Annotated in this window: 17 protein-coding genes; 11 read left to right on the forward strand and 6 right to left on the reverse strand. The window is 44.4% G+C overall.

From position 1 onward, the window contains the following. Positions 1-59: 59 nt before the first annotated feature. The 3 genes from rpmG to radC form a co-directional block, all read right to left on the reverse strand. A complete protein-coding gene (gene rpmG / locus L1070_RS08695; RefSeq protein WP_005493124.1) occupies positions 60-215 on the reverse strand; it encodes a 50S ribosomal protein L33 in 156 nt (51 codons plus the stop codon). Positions 216-226: 11 nt separating this feature from the next. Continuing rightward, entirely contained in the window at positions 227-463 is a 237-nt protein-coding gene (rpmB, locus tag L1070_RS08700) for a 50S ribosomal protein L28 (protein ID WP_070986275.1), read from the reverse strand. 274 nt (positions 464-737) lie between these two features. Next, on the reverse strand, positions 738-1412 hold the full coding sequence (gene radC / locus L1070_RS08705) for a DNA repair protein RadC (protein ID WP_237125265.1): 675 nt from the start codon (positions 1410-1412) through the stop codon (positions 738-740). A 139-nt stretch (positions 1413-1551) separates the two neighbouring features. On the opposite strand from radC, the gene coaBC reads away from it, so the two are divergent. The 8 genes from coaBC (at position 1552) to L1070_RS08745 (ending at position 12074) form a co-directional block, all read left to right on the forward strand. Beyond that, a complete protein-coding gene (gene coaBC / locus L1070_RS08710; protein ID WP_237125266.1) occupies positions 1552-2748 on the forward strand; it encodes a bifunctional phosphopantothenoylcysteine decarboxylase/phosphopantothenate--cysteine ligase CoaBC in 1197 nt (398 codons plus the stop codon). A gap of 129 nt (positions 2749-2877) precedes the next feature. Beyond that, positions 2878-3468 (forward strand): nucleoid occlusion factor SlmA, encoded by a 591-nt coding sequence (gene slmA / locus L1070_RS08715; RefSeq protein WP_070986278.1) that lies wholly within the window; start codon positions 2878-2880, stop codon positions 3466-3468. A 145-nt stretch (positions 3469-3613) separates the two neighbouring features. Next, positions 3614-6388 carry a prolyl oligopeptidase family serine peptidase gene (locus L1070_RS08720; RefSeq protein ID WP_237125267.1) on the forward strand — a complete coding sequence of 925 codons (2775 nt, stop codon included), beginning with the start codon at positions 3614-3616 and terminating at the stop codon, positions 6386-6388. 158 nt (positions 6389-6546) lie between these two features. Beyond that, on the forward strand, positions 6547-7170 hold the full coding sequence (gene gmk, locus L1070_RS08725; RefSeq protein WP_237125268.1) for a guanylate kinase: 624 nt from the start codon (positions 6547-6549) through the stop codon (positions 7168-7170). 91 nt (positions 7171-7261) lie between these two features. Continuing rightward, positions 7262-7537, forward strand: coding sequence for a DNA-directed RNA polymerase subunit omega (rpoZ, locus tag L1070_RS08730; RefSeq protein WP_070986281.1), 276 nt, complete (start codon positions 7262-7264; stop codon positions 7535-7537). Positions 7538-7798: 261 nt separating this feature from the next. Further along, positions 7799-9901, forward strand: coding sequence for a bifunctional GTP diphosphokinase/guanosine-3',5'-bis pyrophosphate 3'-pyrophosphohydrolase (gene spoT, locus L1070_RS08735; protein WP_070986282.1), 2103 nt, complete (start codon positions 7799-7801; stop codon positions 9899-9901). 8 nt (positions 9902-9909) lie between these two features. Then, entirely contained in the window at positions 9910-10302 is a 393-nt protein-coding gene (locus L1070_RS08740; protein ID WP_070986283.1) for a RidA family protein, read from the forward strand. Positions 10303-10460: 158 nt separating this feature from the next. After that, the gene (locus L1070_RS08745) at positions 10461-12074 is read left to right on the forward strand and encodes a FapA family protein (protein WP_237125269.1); all 1614 of its coding nucleotides are present in this window, start codon (positions 10461-10463) and stop codon (positions 12072-12074) included. A 664-nt stretch (positions 12075-12738) separates the two neighbouring features. Here the strand turns inward: L1070_RS08745 and asnA are convergent. Beyond that, positions 12739-13737, reverse strand: a complete 999-nt coding sequence (asnA, locus tag L1070_RS08750) for an aspartate--ammonia ligase (RefSeq protein ID WP_237125270.1) — start codon at positions 13735-13737, stop codon at positions 12739-12741. Positions 13738-13923: 186 nt separating this feature from the next. Here asnA and asnC point away from each other — a divergent pair, with 186 nt between their 5' ends. Genes asnC through recG form a run of 3 tightly spaced genes read left to right on the forward strand, consistent with a single transcriptional unit; the run spans position 13924 to position 17232 of the window. Next, positions 13924-14382 (forward strand): transcriptional regulator AsnC, encoded by a 459-nt coding sequence (gene asnC / locus L1070_RS08755; protein ID WP_237125271.1) that lies wholly within the window; start codon positions 13924-13926, stop codon positions 14380-14382. 51 nt (positions 14383-14433) lie between these two features. Further along, the gene (gene trmH / locus L1070_RS08760; protein WP_237125272.1) at positions 14434-15132 is read left to right on the forward strand and encodes a tRNA (guanosine(18)-2'-O)-methyltransferase TrmH; all 699 of its coding nucleotides are present in this window, start codon (positions 14434-14436) and stop codon (positions 15130-15132) included. 12 nt (positions 15133-15144) lie between these two features. After that, entirely contained in the window at positions 15145-17232 is a 2088-nt protein-coding gene (recG, locus tag L1070_RS08765) for an ATP-dependent DNA helicase RecG (protein ID WP_237125273.1), read from the forward strand. 57 nt (positions 17233-17289) lie between these two features. Here recG and galE read toward each other — a convergent pair whose 3' ends face one another. Together galE and L1070_RS08775 are read right to left on the reverse strand one after the other, a co-directional pair. Then, positions 17290-18306: a UDP-glucose 4-epimerase GalE gene (gene galE, locus L1070_RS08770; RefSeq protein WP_237125274.1), complete on the reverse strand. Its 1017-nt coding sequence runs from the start codon at positions 18304-18306 to the stop codon at positions 17290-17292. A gap of 68 nt (positions 18307-18374) precedes the next feature. Next, positions 18375-19238 (reverse strand): hypothetical protein, encoded by an 864-nt coding sequence (locus L1070_RS08775; protein WP_237125275.1) that lies wholly within the window; start codon positions 19236-19238, stop codon positions 18375-18377. Between the last annotated feature and the right edge of the window lie 3 nt (positions 19239-19241).

A 19241-nucleotide genomic window follows, 5' to 3' on the forward strand; every position in this document is an offset into this window, starting at 1 on the left:
CAGTAAAAAACAAAAAACCCAGCCTAAGCTGGGTTTTTAGTATTCTGTAAAAAGCAAAATTACTTGATTTTTGCTTCTTTGAAAATCACGTGTTTACGTACTTTAGGATCGTACTTTTTGATTTCCATTTTTTCAGGCATGTTACGCTTGTTCTTGTCGGTAGTGTAGAAATAACCAGTACCAGCAGTTGAAACTAAACGGATCTTATCACGCATGATTCAGCTCCTTAAACTTTTTCGCCGCGAGCACGGATATCATTCAATACCGCGTCGATGCCTTTCTTATCGATAATACGCATACCTTTAGTAGTAGTACGTAATGTAACGAAACGTTTTTCGCTTTCAACCCAGAAACGGTGTGTTTGTAGGTTAGGTAGGAAGCGACGCTTAGTAGCGTTGCGCGCGTGTGAACGGTGGTTACCTACCACTGGGCGCTTACCTGTAACTTGACAGACTTTAGACATGTCTATGTATCTCCAATAACTTCGCTCGAGCTTAATTTTCCCTTGGACCTTAACTGCGTTGCCCCGGGGTAAATCAGAGGGCGCTCTTTATACAGCATCTACAGGCAGAGATCAAGGATCTGATCCTATCTAATCAGCTCATGTGTAAATTTGATAGCGGCCAATTATAATGATCGAATGCCCCTTAGGAAAGCAAAAACTGCATTTAAATTAAACTAATTTGTAAAAAACACCGCAAAGTGATGTTTTTTACAACTTTGTTGCCTTCAAGACACTAGATTAAGCCCCGTTGCGCAAATGAAATACATTGATTTCCCGCGACGATAAGATGATCTAGCACATTGATATCAACCAGCGCCAAAGCATTTTGTAGTTTTTTGGTGATTAATTTATCTGCTTGACTAGGTTCAGCCACCCCCGATGGGTGATTATGGGCAAATATCAAGGCTGCTGCATTGTGCTTCAATGCGGCTTTAACGACTTCTCTTGGATACACTGAAGCTGCATTAATGGTGCCTGTGAACAACACTTCATCTTTTATAAGCCGATTTTGGTTATCGACATATAAAGCCATGAATACTTCATGAGTGAGTCCTCTTAGTTGTATCGTCAAGTAATCGCTGACCGCCTGTGGCGAGTCAAATAGAGTGTCACGATGACACTGCTCCTTTAAATAGCGCTTACTTAATTCCAATACTGCCTGCAACTGCACATATTTGGCCGTACCCAGTCCCTTTTGTGCGCTAAATTCAGTTAAACTGGCGTTAAATAGATTATCTAACGTATGGTTTTGTATCAACAACGATTGAGCCAGTTCAATGGCGTTCATTCCACGAGTACCGGTGCGTAAAAAGATAGCTAACAGCTCTGCATCCGTTAACGCTTGTGGGCCAAAGTGGAGTAATTTTTCACGCGGGCGTTCATGCACCGCAAGGGCATTTAATTGCATCTCTTATCCTTAGAGTTCACTGTCCATAGAACACTAAGTTTAGCGACCAAATTTGATTATTCAAAAGCATCTGATTGCTGCCATAAAGGTGCCTGTATGTTATCTTTAACAGCAACTGAATTAATTCTGGATTTTGGACATGGGCCAACAAAATAAAAATATTGTTCTAGGGATCAGTGGCGGTATTGCTGCATATAAGTGTGCTGAGCTTGTTAGGCGTTTAAAAGAACAAGGCTGCGCAGTAAAAGTGGTCATGACCGAATCCGCTAAACACTTTATCACCCCACTTACCATGCAAGCCGTATCGGGAGAAGCTGTTTCTGACTCGCTACTTGACCCAAGTGCAGAAGCCGCTATGGGTCATATTGAGTTTGCTAAATGGGCTGATCTCATTCTAGTCGCCCCAGCCAGTTGTAACATTATCGCCAAAATGGCTCAGGGTATTGCCGATGACTTGTTGACCACTTTATTACTTGCCACACCTGCGAAAGTTGCTATTGCACCGGCGATGAACCAACAAATGTATGCGCATGCCGCCACGCAAGCCAATCTCAACACCTTGCAATCTAGAGGTGTGGCTATTTGGGGGCCTGGTAAAGGTGAGCAAGCCTGTGGCGATGTAGGCGCCGGTAGAATGTTAGAACCACACCAATTACTAGAATTGTGCCTTGCCCCAGAGCAAGCCACCGTGTTGGCTGATGTTACAGTTACCATCACCGCAGGCCCGACAAGAGAGCAGCTCGACCCAGTGCGCTTTATCAGTAACCACAGCTCAGGAAAAATGGGCTATGCCTTGGCTAATGCTGCGTTAATGCTTGGTGCTAAGGTTAATTTGATCTCTGGCCCAGTCTCTATCAGCGCCCCTCAGGGCGTCAACGTAATCAACGTTGAAAGCGCGCTACAAATGCGCGATGCCGCGCTGGAGCATGCACCAACATCAGACATTTTTATCGGCTGTGCCGCTGTGGCTGATTATCGCGCTGCTCAAGTTTCTGAGCAAAAAATCAAAAAACAGGGTGACGATATGGCCATTACCATGGTGAAGAACCCAGATATTATTGCCGAAGTTGCCGCATTGACAAAAAACCGCCCTTACACAGTTGGCTTTGCCGCTGAAACCCAAAATGTCGAGCAGTACGCTAAAAATAAATTGAAAAATAAGAACTTAGATATGATTTGCGCCAATGACGTTTCTCGAGAGGGACTCGGGTTTAACGCCGATCACAACGCGTTGACCCTATTTTGGCAAGATGCCAGCCTAGCGCTCCCTGTGGCAGATAAGCAAGCGTTGGCAATGTCAGTATTAATGGAAATCACCAAACAGCTTGATCACTAACGGATATAAATACGGCATTCTAAAATACTGGCACCGAACTGAATAAAACATTAACATAAGACCCCGAGCATAGGTGTGAGCTGCTTGGGGTTTACACTGACCATAATAACGATAACGAAAGGAAAGTTCATGCCAGCGACTAAACGCAGTAATCGCAAAGAGCAAATACTACAATCTCTCGCACAAATGCTTGAAACTAGCCCAGGTCAACGCATTACTACGGCTAAGTTAGCCGCAGAAGTAGGTGTATCTGAAGCCGCGCTGTATCGACACTTTCCGAGCAAGGCGCGCATGTTTGAAGGCTTGATTGAGTTTATTGAAGATACCTTGCTATCGCGTATTAATTTGATTTTGGAAAATGAAAAAGAAACCCAAGGACGTATCTACAATATCCTCATGCTACTGTTAGCGTTTGCTGAAAAAAACCCTGGGATAACGCGAATTTTAACCGGTGACGCGCTGCAAGGTGAGCAAGAAAGGTTAAGAGAGCGAGTACAAAGTCTGTTTGAGAAACTCGAAACTCAGTTCAAACAAGTACTACGTGAGCGAAAACTTAGAGAAGGTAAAGCGTTTGCTACCGAAGAAGGCGCATTGGCCAACCTGTTTCTTGCCTACGTTGAAGGTAAAATGAACCAGTTTGTACGCAGCGACTTCAAAGCTCTACCTAGCAGCCAGTTTGAAAAACAATGGCTGGAACTACAAAAAATCTGGCTCGCATAATCATGTGAGCCATGCGGCCTAGCCACATAAAAACACCTCCTCCCCCTTTTTTATCTCCCTCACCCTGACATTTGCCGCAAGAGGCTTTAGCGTGTTTGCTTATTCATGTTAAAACGGGTTATTACGAATTAATAAGTCTTAGCACATGAAACCTATCTATTCCCTACTCAGCGCCAGCATATTGCTTGCGGGCAGTGCGCACACTCTTGCTTCCTCTGAGAAACAACCTCTTGAATTTAAAGATGTCTTTGATTTTCGTTATGCGCAAGACACTGTATTGTCGGAAAATGGCCAGTTTTTATCATTTTCAGCACAGCCATATCGTGGCGATAACAGTGGTCATGTGTACGATTTAACCACCAATGAGTTAATAGCCCAGGTACCACGAGGCGAAAAACCGCATATCAATAAGTCAGCAACTTGGGTGGCCTTTACTCAAACACCCTCATTGCTAACGCTAGAAACCGCTAGCAAAGAAGAAAAAAAGAAACTCCCCTCACAGTTAGTGTTGGTAAACACACAAACAAAACAACAACAGACATTCGACAACGTTGTAGATTATCAGCTGTCTAATGATGGCACTTGGCTGACTTATCGCGAAAAAGCTGACAACAGCAAGCTATCAAGTGATAACTCGAAAAATAAAGACGATTCTGCTGGCATCACGAGCGATAAAAAAGACAAAGCCTATGAACTGGTCATCATCAATCTAAATAACGATCATCTGCAACGCATTCAGCGTGTTGGCCAATATAGCCTCAGCCCTACAGGGCTAGGGGTATTATTCAACCAGCTCAGCGATGATGGCAGTGACAATCGCATTAGTTTTGTTGAATTAAACAATTCACAACAGCATATTTTGTTTGATGAGCCGGGGATCACGCTAAGCCGAGCAACGTGGCATCCTGATGGGGAGCTTATTGCATTTTACCAAGGTAATTATGTTAACAATGATGTGCGTCGTCGCCATTATCAGCTCACTCTGTGGGATGCCAAAAACAACACCACTAAACAGATTAGTAATCCACAGCAGTGGTTCAGTGGTAAAACCGCCTCTTTAAAGTGGTCTGAACAAGGCGAGCGATTATATTTTGAAAATCGCCCAACACTTGCACCAAAAGAGCAAGCACTTAAATATAAAGATGATGCATCACTGACAGATTTCGACACGATTCGTGCTCAAAAAGGCCTAAAAATCTGGCACAACAACGACCCTGAAATCAAAACTCGAGAAGTAAAAACCTGGGAAGAAACCAATAAGCACCGTCATTATCAAGCCGTTTACCATCTTAATGGTGAACGTGTTGCTCAGTTAAGTGACACTCGTACTCCCAGCATCGAGCTCAACACTGAAGCCGAGTTCTTGCTGGTCAGTAATGACCAACCCTACCTAGAACAAATCATGTATAACGGGTTTTATCGTGACTACTATGCGGTGCAGGTTACCACAGGCGCTAAACACTTTATTGTTAAAGAGTCACCATTTACACCTAGCGTTTCTCCCACAGGACAGCATGCCCTGCTTTTTAAAGATCAACATGTTTGGTTGAAAACATTAGACTCGCAAAAAGTATCGGTATTAACCAAAGCAATTCGTGACGCGATATTTGCTGATGACAAGCATGATTACCCAGAGCCTCAACCAGGCTACGGCTTTGCTGGTTGGCAACTAGATGGCAGCGTTGCTTATGTGTACTCAAAATATGATATTTGGGCGTTTGATGTAAATACCTTAGAGGCAACACGCCTGACGCAAGGTAAAGAGACACAAACACAATATCGTATCGTGCAACTAGAAGATAACAAGTTAGGGTTTGCCAACAATGAAACCTTATTTTTAAGTGCTCATAACCTTCAAAATAAGCAAACCCACATTGCTACCTTGGCACTGGACTCAGGAAAGCTTACGAAAGTACTAAGCGATGCTGCGCGTTTTGATTTGGTGAAAAAAGCCAAACATAGCGATAAGGTCATTTTTACCAAGCAAAGCTATCATCAATTCCCTGATTACTGGCAAACCGACACGCAATTTAACACACCACAAAAAGTCACTGACCTTAATCCTCAGCTTAGCCAGTTTGCATGGGGACAAAAGCCCGAGTTGGTACAATATAAGGGCTACAATGGTGAAGATTTACAAGGTGTGTTGATAAAACCAGCCAACTATAAAGAAGGCGATCAAGTGCCTGTGGTGATCTATTTCTATCGCTACATGAGCCAACGTATGTACGACTTTCCAAAAATGGAGCTGAACCACAGACCTAATTTCCCGATGTTTACATCCAATGGTTACGCATTATTCTTACCAGATATTCGATTCGAAATTGGTCATCCTGGTCGTTCATCTACGCAAACCATGATCAACGCAACACAAAAGCTGATTGATATCGGTGTTGCCGATCCCAATAGAATTGGCTTACAAGGACACTCATGGGCAGGTTATCAAAGCGCCTTTATGGTGACTCAAACTGACATGTTTAAGGCTGTTGTCTCTGGCGCGCCAGTATCTAACATGACATCCGCCTACAGTGGCATTCGTCTTAAATCAGGCCTTGCGCGCCAATTTCAATATGAGTCTGGACAAAGTCGTATCGGCAAAACGCTAGCAGAGGCACCTGAGCTTTATATTGAAAACTCACCGGTATTTTTTGCCGACAAGGTAAACACCCCTATTTTAATCATGTTTGGTGATGAAGATGGCGCGGTGCCATGGCAAGAAGGTATTCAGTACTATCTTGCGCTGCGTCGCCACAACAAGGATGCAATTTTCTTACAATATGAAGGAGAACCGCACCACTTGAAACAGTTTCCGAATCAGTTGGACTTCTCTATTCGCATGATGGAATACTTTGACCATCATCTGAAAAGCCTGCCCGCTCCAAACTGGATCAAACAAGGTGAGGCTTACACAGCAGAATAAACCAACACAGGCCCAAGAAAAAGCTTGGGTCTAGTTGTAAGTAACTACAGCTTAATTTTATTGACTAGCTTATCTCAAAGGTAACGTTTAAAATGTGCGTTTCGACTAAATATAGGCTATGTCAAAGCGTAGTCACTTTATTTTAAGAGCAGCATCTTATGACAACAGCAACGCGCGGTAATCTTTTTATTCTTTCATCGCCTTCTGGTGCAGGAAAGTCCAGCTTAATTAAAGCATTACTTGAAAAGCATCAGGATATAAAAATGTCAGTATCGCATACCACCCGAGCACCTCGACCGGGTGAGAATGACGGCGAGCACTATCACTTTGTCAGTGAAGCTGATTTCAACGCGTTAATCCTTAGCAAAGATTTTTTTGAATGGGCTAAGGTATTTGACAACTATTACGGTACGTCAAAAGCAGCCGTAGAAGAGCAGCTAAATCAAGGTATTGACGTATTTTTAGACATCGATTGGCAAGGCGCTCAACAAGTTCGTAAGTTGGTGCCTGAAGTTAAAACTATCTTTATCTTACCTCCTTCTCAGCAAGAGTTAGAAAACAGACTTAATGGCCGAGGGCAAGACTCACAAGAGGTGATCGCCTCTCGAATGGCGCAAGCTAAATCAGAAAGCTCACACTACAATGAGTTTGATTATGTACTGGTCAATGATGATTTTGACACCACCCTTGCCCAACTTGAGCATATCGTGATGGCCGCTCGCATGGAGCTCAGTGCTCAACAAAGTCGTCATGCAGCACTAATTCGCGACCTTTTACGCTAAATTAGTGATAAATTTTAACCATCCACTTGGCGTAGCGGCTCCCTTGCAGTAAACTAGCCTTTTGGAAATGAATTAACTTTGGAGTGCTTCGATGGCTCGCGTAACTGTAGAAGATGCAGTAGATGCAATTGGTAACCGTTTTGATTTAATCTTGGTAGCAGCGCGTCGCGCTCGTCAAATCGCTGTAGGCGGCAAAGACCCTATGGTTGACGCTGAAAACGATAAGCCAACGGTTATCGCTTTACGTGAAATTGAAAAAGGTCTAGTGAATAGCTCTTCATTAGATGTAATCGACCGTGAAGAACAGCAAAACCAAGAAGCTGCAGAACTTGCAGCTGTTGCAGCCATTGTAGGCGGCAACAACTAAACCTGTTTCGGTTTGTAAGACAATGCCAGCATTTTTGCTGGCATTGTTGTTATTAGGGCGTGTCGATCTTTGAAGTATGATTTTTGTTCAAATCAAAGGCTTTCAATACCAGAAATGCGCTATGACACATAGTAATCTATGTTAGTCGCGCATGATGCTCTAGCCCCGATAAAATAAAGTCCCGACTAGTCGTTGGTTTATCTTTCAATTCATCGTATATTCGTTACATATCGATAACTTCACTGGAACATTGGAGTGTGAATGTATCTTTTTGAAGGCCTTAAAAAGAAGATTTCTGAGTATTTATCTCCCGCAGACGTAGAGCTGGTACAAAAAGCCTATGTGGTTGCGCGTGAAGCCCATGAAGGGCAAACTCGCTCAAGCGGCGAACCCTATATCACCCACCCGGTTGAGGTGACACAGATACTCGCTGGCATGCGTTTAGATCACGAAACGCTTATGGCTGCGTTAATGCACGATGTGATTGAAGATACCGATTTTAGCCAACAAGACTTGGCTGAGATTTTTGGTGAAACTGTCGCTGAGTTGGTTGAAGGCGTCAGCAAACTTGATAAGCTCAGCTTCAAAGATAAAAAGCAGTTTCAAGCCGAAAACTACCGCAAAATGATCATGGCAATGACGCAAGACATTCGCGTTATCTTGATCAAACTGGCCGATAGAACGCATAACATGCGCACACTCGGAGCTCTTCGACCAGATAAACGCCGTCGTATTGCTCGTGAGACGCTAGAAATTTTTGCCCCTATCGCGAACCGTTTAGGTATACACGATATCAAAAATGAGCTGGAAGACTTAGGCTTTCAAGCACTCTACCCAATGCGTCATCGCGCTTTAAAATCAGAAGTGGCCAAAGCTCGCGGCAACCGTAAAGAAGTTATCAGTAATATACAAACTGAAATTGAATCGCGTTTAGCCGAGTCTGGGATCCAAGCTTCGGTCAGCGGCCGTGAAAAACATTTATATAGTATCTACAAAAAAATGCTCAATAAAGAGCTAATGTTCAACGAAGTAATGGACATTTATGCCTTTAGAATCAATGTCGATAACTTGGATACCTGCTACCGAGTACTTGGTGTTGCACATAATCTGTACAAGCCCATTGAAACGCGTTTTAAAGACTATATCGCAGTACCTAAAACTAATGGTTATCAGTCGCTACATACCTCATTAGTTGGCCCACATGGCATCCCTGTTGAGATACAAATTCGCACCCATGACATGGACCATATGGCTGATAAAGGGGTGGCGGCGCACTGGATGTATAAAAAAGCAGGTGACAGCGCAGGTCATACAGCGCAGCAACGTGCTCGTCAGTGGATGCAAAGCTTACTGGAACTACAGCAAAGTGCGGGATCTTCCTTTGAGTTTGTTGAAAACGTTAAAACCGAGCTATTCCCGGAAGAAATCTACGTATTCACGCCCGATGGTCGCATCGTAGAGTTGCCCATGGGTGCCACCGCAGTGGACTTTGCTTACGCTGTTCATACTGACGTTGGTAATACCTGTGTTGGCGCACGTGTAAACCGCAAGCCTTACCCACTGAGTAAAGCTCTTGATACAGGGCAAACCGTTGAGGTTATCACCAGTTCAGGTGCACATCCTAACGCCACTTGGTTAAACTTTATCGTAACAGGCAAAGCGCGATTGGGCGTGCGTAACTACCTTAAGAGCCAGCATCAAGAGGAAGCCATTCAGCTAGGACGCCGCTTGTTAGACTCAGCGCTTGGCGAAAATAAACTCGATGATATTCCACAGGAGAGTATTGACCGCGTTCTAGAAGAGCACAAGTTAGGCACTCTGCTCGAATTGTTGGTAGAAATTGGCACCGGTAATATTATGAGTGTCTTGATTGCCAAACGTCTGCTACAAACAGACGATGGTATTGAAAATGTTGCCAAAAAAGCCAAAGCCGCTATTATCGGAACAGAAGGCATGTTGGTTAACTATTCCAAGTGCTGTCGCCCAGTACCAGGAGATGCCATTACGGCCTATGTGAGCCAGGGTAAAGGCCTGAATGTTCACCGCCAAGAGTGTAAAAATATAAAAGGCTGGGAGAATGAACGCTCCAAGTACTTTGTTGTAAAATGGGAAGACAACCCAGAGAAAGAATATATTGCGGCCTTGCGGGTAGAAATTATCAATCACCAAGGTGCATTAGCAAAACTCACAAACGTGGTAGCAAGTACTCAAGCAAATATCGTTGAAATCGCTACCGACGAAAAAGAAAGTAACTTATACGTGATAGATTTGGGCATCACCGTTAAAGACCGTATTCACGTCGCAAACATTATGCGCCGTATCCGTGTTATGCCAGACGTACAACGCGTATATCGCAAGAAATAGGATTGAACATGAACAAAGCGATTATCTCTACCGATCAAGCTCCAGCTGCGATTGGTACTTACAATCAAGCCGTTAAGGTAGGCACAGCAGTTTACCTGTCAGGCCAAATTCCATTAGTGCCTGAAACAATGGAAATGATTTCTGAAGATTTTGCCGAACAGGCGCAGCAAGTCTTCAAAAATCTAACCGCGGTATGCGAAGCCGCTGGTGGTCAATTACAAGATATGGTCAAAGTAAATATTTTCCTGACTGACCTAAGCAACTTTGCCACTGTTAACGAAATTATGAGCCAGCACTTTAAAACACCTTACCCTGCACGCGCAGCCATCGGTGTAAAAGAGTTACCAAAGGGCGCTCAGATTGAGATTGACGGCATTATGGAGCTTCCGTCAACAAACTAATTCTTTAGTATTAAAAAGCCGCCTTTGAGCGGCTTTTTTTATGTCTATTCTTTGATCTCAAGCACTTGACTCTATACTGTTTATTAAGCACTCTAAAGCTAATACTTTGGTTTTTGTCATGGGTTCGTTTTTGAGCCGCAAAGGTAAGGGTGATAAACGTGTTCAAATTGGCACACAACGGAAATGTCCTATTAGACGTTGCTCAACTAAATCCACCGAACGCAGCCTTCATCATTGAAGCGCTAGAACGTTCGCCTTATGCCGATTGTGAGATCGACAGGGATTCTATTGACGCTTTTTTCAAAAGCGAGTTTCCAGAGAAACAACTCGTTGTCGCTAAAAAAGTAGATGCGCAACTCACCATTGAATTGTCTGATGACAAAATGACTGCTACAGCTCACCTTGTAACCGCCAAAGGCGGTGCCATGATCAATTTAGAAAAAGCCAAAAAAGCAATTATCAACGCCGGTGTAAGCCGCGGATACAAGCAGGCTTACTTAGAAAAAATTCTCCAAAAACAATTGGAACTACCCGCAGGTTCTAATGCAAAAGGAATCATCGCACAGGGCCGCCCACCACAAGATGGGCAACCTGCTAAATTGGTCGCCCATGTAGTGACTATGAGAGAGCGTTTGAAGCAGCCAAAGCTCAGAGAGGATGGCTCGGTAGATATGCGCGACTTTGGCAAATTGGCAAGTGTCGCTCCAGGTACATTACTGGTTTCCAAGCAACCACCGACACCCGGCAAAGAGGGCTTTACTGTGGTCGGTGACAGTATTGAAGCTAAAGAGGGCGATGATTTCGAACTCACCGCAGGCGAAGGCACTGAAATTTCAGCCAGTAACCCACTTGAACTTGTCGCCAGCATTGCGGGCTGCCCTTCTGATATTCAAAATGGCATGCGTGTTGATGACGTATTTACCATCAAAGATGTGGACGTGAGAAGTGGTCATGTTGACTTTAATGGCAGTGTGATCGTTACACATACGGTTGGGCCGGGCATGAAGGTTAAAGCCAAAGGTGACATAACCGTCATGGGCTCGGTTGAATCAGGAGAACTGATTAGTGGCGGCCATATTGACGTAAAGCAAGCGGTTATTGGTCACTTGGACCATCAAAACAACGATCAAGGTTTAACCTGTTGCTTAGTTGCACAAGGTGATATTCATATCGCTCATGGCCAATACTGTTACCTTGAAGCCAACAATGTGTATATTGCCAAGCAAAGTAACCATTGCACCATTAAGGCGAAACAACTGGTGCAAATTGGTGCCGATGATAACCCCAGAGGTAAACTGATTGGCGGAGAAGTACTAGATACGCAAATGCTTGTTGCTGGTGAGATAGGCAGTGAGTCAGGCGCTAAAATGATTGTACGTCTTGCCCGCCACGGCGTAGAGCTGACCCAAGAAACTGACGAGTGCCTCAAAGCATTGAGCAAAACCAGCGCACAGTTAAATACTTTGCAGCAAACGATTGAAAAAGCGGATCTACTTAAAGACCCTGAAAAGAAAAAGCAACTTATGGCTAAAATTGGTGCCACACAAATGCACTATTGCCAAGAAGCCGAAGCCCTTGAAAAGAAAATGTCTGATATGGAGAGCCAGCTCAACGAGTTACTTGAAAACTCTAAACTCGTTGCCAATCAGGCCCTCAATCCTGGTGTTGAGATCCATATTTTTGACCGCGTATTTAAAACCACCCGCAGCTACCCACCGTGCACCGCAGCTCTGGTTGAAGGTAAGATAGAGATAGAGTTTAAGACCAGTTAGCACTTTTTATACTTATACCACCGGATAGACACCGAGCTATCCGATTATTTTAACAAACATAGAAGGTAAAATATTTAAGAAAATAAAAGTACTAACGTGTCATTGAGCGCAGCCAATCAAGGTTTTGACTTCACTTTTAAATATATCAACCAGATAAACTGGAAAGCTGCTCCTTCGATAGAGGTCGCCGCCGTAATCCAAAACCATGCTAAGTCTTGCTCTCGCATCACATGTGCGGTTTCTAGCACAACAAAAACAACTATACACCAACACCATAGGGGCATCATCACTGATATTTGTGTGTTTTTACTTGCCATGTATCCCTACCGATAATTCAAAGACTATACAGTGAAACCCATAAGTAGCAACAATAACTAAATGTTAGTTAGTGTGTAAATTATTTTTTAAGGACGCACAACACTTTGCCAGCATTAAAAAAAGCGGCATCACCCGAGGATGATACCGCTTTGCGCTACTAAACAACACTCACTTAGAGTTTGTTGCTTGCGGGTGATACCTACATCTAATGGCACACCTTACCCACTTAAAACCTATTACGTTGCCAAAGCGATCTCTTCTTGTTGACCTACCCACATGAGGGTGTTGAAAAAAAGCAACGCCACCTTGCGGCGACGTCGCTTTACACTCATTTTAAATCTTACCGTTAGCGCAGTACGTCACCAATTTGTGACTGTACTTCATCACTCCACACACTAACCTGTACCTGAGCAATATGTTGCTTTTGTAACAGCAACATCACTAAACGCGACTGACCAATACCACCACCAATGGTTTGTGGCATTGCCCCGCTTAGCAGCTGTTGATGCCAATCTTGTTCTAAACGACTTTCGTCTCCAGTCACTTTGAGCTGGCGTGCTAAAGCCTCAGGGCATACGCGGATACCCATTGACGAGATCTCAAAGGCATCTTCAAGCACAGGGTTCCACACCAAAATATCACCATTCAATCCCTGATATTTATCACAGGTTGCCGTCGACCAATCGTCATAATCAGGCGCACGTACGTCGTGAATTTTGCCATCGCCCAATGCGCCACCAATACCAATTAAAAACACTGCGCCATATTCTTGAGCAATCGCCTTTTCACGTTGCTTAGCGCTAAAGTCTGGGTACATCTGACGTAACGCTTCGCTATGCACAAAGGTGATTTTCTCTGGTAAAAATGGCTTTAAACCAAACTCATCGGCCACCACTTGCTCAGTGGCTTTAATACCTTGATACAAGGTTTCTACAGTGTGTTTTAACGTGGCTAATGAACGCTCAGATTCAGCACAGATAACTTTTTCCCAGTCCCACTGGTCAACATATACTGAATGTATTGGTGAAAGTCGTTCTTCATCAGGACGCAGTGCCTTCATGTGCGTGTACAAACCTTCACCGACTGAAAAACCACAGTCCCCCAACGTTTTACGCTTCCACTTAGCCAATGAATGCACCACCTCAAATTGCGCTTGTGGTAGCGTTTTGACCTTAACCGAAACCGCTTTTTCTGTACCGCTTAAGTTGTCTTGAATGCCGTCGCCCACTTTGGCTAGTATCGGGGCTTGTACTTCAATTAGCCCTAACTTGCTCTCAAGCTGTTGTGAAAAAACTTGTTTAACGCGGCTGATCTGCTGCTGTGTTTGACGATATGTGCTCTGCATAATTTAGGACCTCATTCCCAGTATTCTTTGTTAATTAGCTTGCCATGTATTTATTGGCTTAAAACTATCGTCAATAAAAACCGCACAAATTACAACAACCATCAACAAAAATAGCCAAACACTCTGTTTTTCTTTAAAAATAGACGGTATATTTTAACGAAACGAAAATCACACAGCGAAATAGCCATGGAAAATTATCAGATCGATAATCTCGATAAATCGATTTTGCACGCATTAATGGACAATGCGCGTACACCTTATGCCGAATTAGCAAAAAGATTTGCCGTCAGTGCAGGCACCATTCATGTGCGTGTGGAAAAAATGAAACAAGCAGGCATTATTGTCGGTACCAAGGTCACTATCAGTGCCAAGAGACTCGGTTATGATGTGTGTTGCTTTATTGGTGTAAACCTCAAACACGCACGCGATTACCCTAGTACCATTGCGCAACTACAAGGGTTTGAAGAAGTAGTAGAGGCCTATTATACAACGGGTAATTACAGTATTTTCATTAAGGTAATGGCACGCACAATCGATCACTTACAGGATGTATTAATCAATAAAATTCAAACGATTGAAGCAATACAATCCACCGAAACACTGATCTCACTACAAAACCCTATTGCCCGTGAGGTGATCCCCTAGCGATATACGGGTATAATCAGGCGCTATTTTGATTGTAATGAGCAGTAACAGATGAAAGAAACACGTTTTCATCGCGTAAAACGGGTGTTAGATAGACGCCAAACCGACCTGACAGTTTGTCTGGATGAAGTACATAAACACCATAATCTATCGGCTATTGTGCGCACCGCCGATGCCGTCGGGTGCCATCATGTACACGCGGTATGGCCGCAAGAACAGCGTCGATTAACTAACAATACCTCAGGCGGCAGCAAAAACTGGGTTGAAACCCATATGCATGATGATATTGATACTGCCGTTGCTACCATCCGTGAACAAAACCCTGGTATTCAATTACTGGCAACAAATTTAAGTGATGAAGCGGTAGACTATCGCGAAATCGACTATACCAAGCCAACCGCAATTATTGTGGGCCAAGAACGCTTAGGGATCTCAGACAAAGCCCTAGCACATGCAGACAAACACATCGTTATCCCCATGCAAGGGATGGTGCAATCACTGAATGTCTCAGTTGCCGCGGCATTGATTTTATATGAAGCACAACGCCAACGAGATGCTGCTGGCCTATATGATCGTAATGATATGCTGGACGCCAAGACCAAACATACTTTATTGTTTGAAGGTTGCCATCCAATTATCGCAAACCGCTGTGTGGAAAAAGGTTTACCTTATCCAGATTTGGATGATGACGGTGAAATCGTTGCAGATGACGCTTTCTGGAACGCCCTTAAATTTAAAAAAACGACTTAAACAAGGAATTGCATGTCTTCGCCAAATTTGTCTCACTACCCCATTACCGAGCTAAAAGGCGTAGGTCCTAAGGTAGCAGAACGGTTAGCGAAACTCGGTATTTTCACCGTACAAGACATGTTATTTCATTTGCCGCTGCGTTATGAAGACCGTGCACGCACGTATGCCATAGCCGAACTGATGCTGCACTCTCATGTGAGTATTGAAGCACAAATAGAACACAGCCAAATTACTTTTGGTAAGCGTCGTATGCTTATCTGTCATGTCAACGATGGTACAGGACGTCTAACGCTGCGGTTTTTCAATTTTAATGCATCACAAAAAAATGCCATGGCACCGGGTAAGGTGATCCGTTGTTTTGGTGAAATTCGCCGAGGTCAAGCTGGGTTAGAAATGGCCCACCCTGAGTACAGTATTCGCGACAGTCACAGCGAACTAAAAGACCCAAATTTAGCAACGCTCACAGCGGTTTACCCAACCACCGAGGGCCTAAAACAGTTGAGTATCCGCGCCATCGCAGACAAGGCTGTGGCACTATTGAATAAATATGATCTTGAGGAATACTTACCCGAGCAATATCGCCCAGCGGGGCTTAGTTTAAAAGCAGCGGTATTGGCACTACACAAGCCACCTCAAGACACCGACTTGTCATCTCTAGAGCTTGGCCAACACCCCGCTCAAAAACGATTGGCTTTTGAGGAGCTATTGGCGCAAAACCTAAGCTTGCTGCAATTGCGGCATCGCGGCCAAGCAGTAAAAGCTGTACCTTTGCCACCGAACAACACGCTCGAACCCGAGTTTCTAGCCAATTTACCTTTTTCGCCCACCAATGCACAGCAGCGCGTAGTTGCCGAGATAAAACAAGATTTACAACAGCCCTACCCCATGATGCGTTTGGTGCAAGGCGATGTCGGATCAGGTAAAACCTTAGTGGCGGCGTTGGCAGCGCTGGGGGCAATTGCCAAGGGCTATCAAGTAGCGCTCATGGCGCCCACGGAGATCCTCTCCGAACAGCACAGTATCAACTTTAGTAATTGGTTTTTAAATCTGGGTATTGAAGTGGCATGGCTTGGGGGCAAGACCAAGGGCAAAGAACGCGAGCGAACCTTACAAAATATTGCCAGTGGTAAAGCGCAAATGGTGGTGGGTACACACGCTCTGTTCCAACAACAGGTAGAGTTTTTTAACCTCGCTTTAATCATCATCGATGAGCAGCATCGCTTCGGCGTACATCAACGCCTCGCACTGCGTGAAAAAGGTCAGTTCAACGACTGCTATCCGCACCAACTGGTCATGACCGCCACTCCCATTCCACGCACCCTGGCCATGACCGCCTATGCGGACTTAGAAACCTCGGTGATTGACGAATTACCTCCAGGTCGTACCCCCATCACCACCGTTGCCGTTCCTGATACTCGTCGTGAGCAAGTCATTGAGCGCGTGAAAAGTGCCTGTATTGACGATAAACGTCAAGTGTACTGGGTATGTACACTGATTGATGAATCTGAAGTTCTGCAATGTCAGGCTGCAGAAGACACCGCGACTCAACTCAAAGAGCAATTACCAGCACTGACTGTTGGTCTAGTGCATGGCAGAATGAAAGCACAAGAAAAGCAAGACGTTATGATGGCCTTCAAACGTGGAAAGATTGATGTTCTGGTTGCGACAACCGTAATAGAGGTAGGGGTTGATGTACCTAACGCCAGTCTAATCATCATCGAAAACCCAGAGCGCTTAGGGCTTGCACAACTTCACCAGCTGCGTGGCCGTGTAGGTCGGGGCGCGATTGCCTCGCACTGCCTGCTGCTTTATCACGCGCCCTTGTCTGCGACCGCTCAAAAGCGCTTGGGGGTTTTGCGTGATAGCAATGATGGTTTTGTTATCGCTGAGCGAGACTTAGAAATTAGAGGTCCAGGTGAAGTGCTTGGCACCAAGCAAACCGGGCTGGCAGAGTTTAAAGTCGCCGATTTGAATCGAGACAAGGCATTATTGGAGCAAGTCAGACCCATCGCATTGCGAATAATGAAAGAGCACCCAAACAGCGTTGAGCCTTTAATTACCCGTTGGTTGGGAGCAAAAAGTGAGTTAGCAATGGCATAAAGCAAGCGATACAACTAGCTATGGTATAGATCTGCTGTATCGCTAGAAACGCTTGAATTAGTCTTGATAGCCATTAGGGTTGTTACTTTGCCAACGCCATGTATCTTGCATCATCGCGTCAATATCACGCGTTGCTTGCCAACCTAATTCCTGTTGGGCCTTTTCTGGTGCTGCATAACATGCTGCAATATCACCATCTCGACGTGGCATCAGTTTATAAGGGACTGGCTTGCCTGAGGCTTTTTCAAATGCATTGACCATCTCAAGTACCGAGTTGCCTTTGCCTGTACCTAAGTTATAGATATGAGTTCCCACTTGAGATTCGAGCTTAGCTAGTGCTTTTAAATGGCCCAAAGCCAAGTCGACCACATGGATATAATCTCTCACCCCAGTGCCATCTACAGTATCATAGTCATTACCAAACACGCCTAACTGCTCTAACTTGCCAACTGCCACTTGAGCGATGTAAGGCAGTAGATTGTTAGGAATCCCATTAGGGTCTTCACCAATTAGCCCCGACTCATGGGCACCAACAGGGTTGAAGTAACGCAAAATAGCAAACGCCCAACGTTCATCTGATTTCGCGACATCTTGTAGCACCATCTCAACCATCAACTTAGAAGTGCCATATGGATTGGTTGTGCCACCCACAGGAAAGTCTTCTCGAATAGGTAAACTTTGTGGGTCGCCGTACACCGTTGCTGATGAGCTAAACACGAGCTTAAACACACCAGCGTCTCGCATCGCATCTAATAGCGTTAATGTGCCTTGCACATTCACTTGGTAGTATTCAATCGGTTTGCGTACCGACTCACCCACGGCTTTTAAACCAGCAAAGTGGATAACCTGACTGATGTCATAGCGAGAAAACACCTCGTCAAGAAATGTCTTATCGAGGATATCCCCCTGATGAAAACTTACCGATTCTCCTGTGAGCTGAGCGATGCGCACAAGTGATTCCTGTGAAGCGTTACTTAAATTATCAATAACAACAACATCTTCACCACGTTGCAATAATTCAAGTACGGTATGTGACCCGATATACCCTGCACCACCTGTGACCAATATACTCATACAACTTCCCTTAAAATATACAAACAGCCCGTTATTTTAAAGCATTCTCAGCGGTTTTACAGGAGTAATTATGATTTATCGCACACAAATGCTAACTTGCCATGTTTATAGCTCAAACGAGAAATATTGGTATCACAATATGCACTCAGATTGTGCCATTGTGATACAGCTTTGGGAGATGTGAAATCACGCATGTAAACGCGATTACCAATGGCGTAGGCCACCTTTTTATCATCCAACCACGTGTAATCCTGCACCCCTTCAGGCATCACAAAATGATCGCTCATCTGTTGAGTCTTTACTGAAAAACTGGCAAACCATTGTTGCCCATTTTTATGATGAGTAAACGAATAGATGTTCTGTGCCTTATTGAACGCTAGCGTTCGGCCAATATCTTTGGCGACTTTTGTCGGTAAATGCCCCGTCAAATCTGAATACTGGAGCGTATGTGGTTCGCCAAGTATAAACATGATGAGATCCTTCCCTTTACCCCACGCATGGTAGCCCACAGGTTCAATGTGATCGAAAATTCGTTCGGGTTGTTTGTTCTCATCAAACGGGTAAAACCATAGCTTTTGCTTACCATCTGGCTCAACAACCACACTGGAAAGGCCCTCCCCGTGAGGGTAAAGTGTGGGTGAAAACTCCGATACCGAACTGTTTGTTAAATTACGGCTTTGCTTACTGGCAAAGTCGTAAAAGAATAAATCTGTTTGTGGATTCTGAGTAGAGGTCACTTCCTGCGTATAATATACACCATTCTCTGTCACCACTGGTTGGTTGTGATAGCTATCATCAGATGTTAAAGATGTCACTTTTATTGAACCCGCCACTTCATTGGCTAGTAAAATCTGGCTTTTTGGCATTGCAGCGTGTGAAGTTAAAGTAACGGTTGCCAACACACAGCCGACAAGTGATAGAGATACTTTCATCAT

It is taken from the genome of Pseudoalteromonas sp. MMG022 (assembly GCF_021654245.1).
In the GTDB taxonomy this organism is placed as follows: domain Bacteria; phylum Pseudomonadota; class Gammaproteobacteria; order Enterobacterales; family Alteromonadaceae; genus Pseudoalteromonas; species Pseudoalteromonas amylolytica.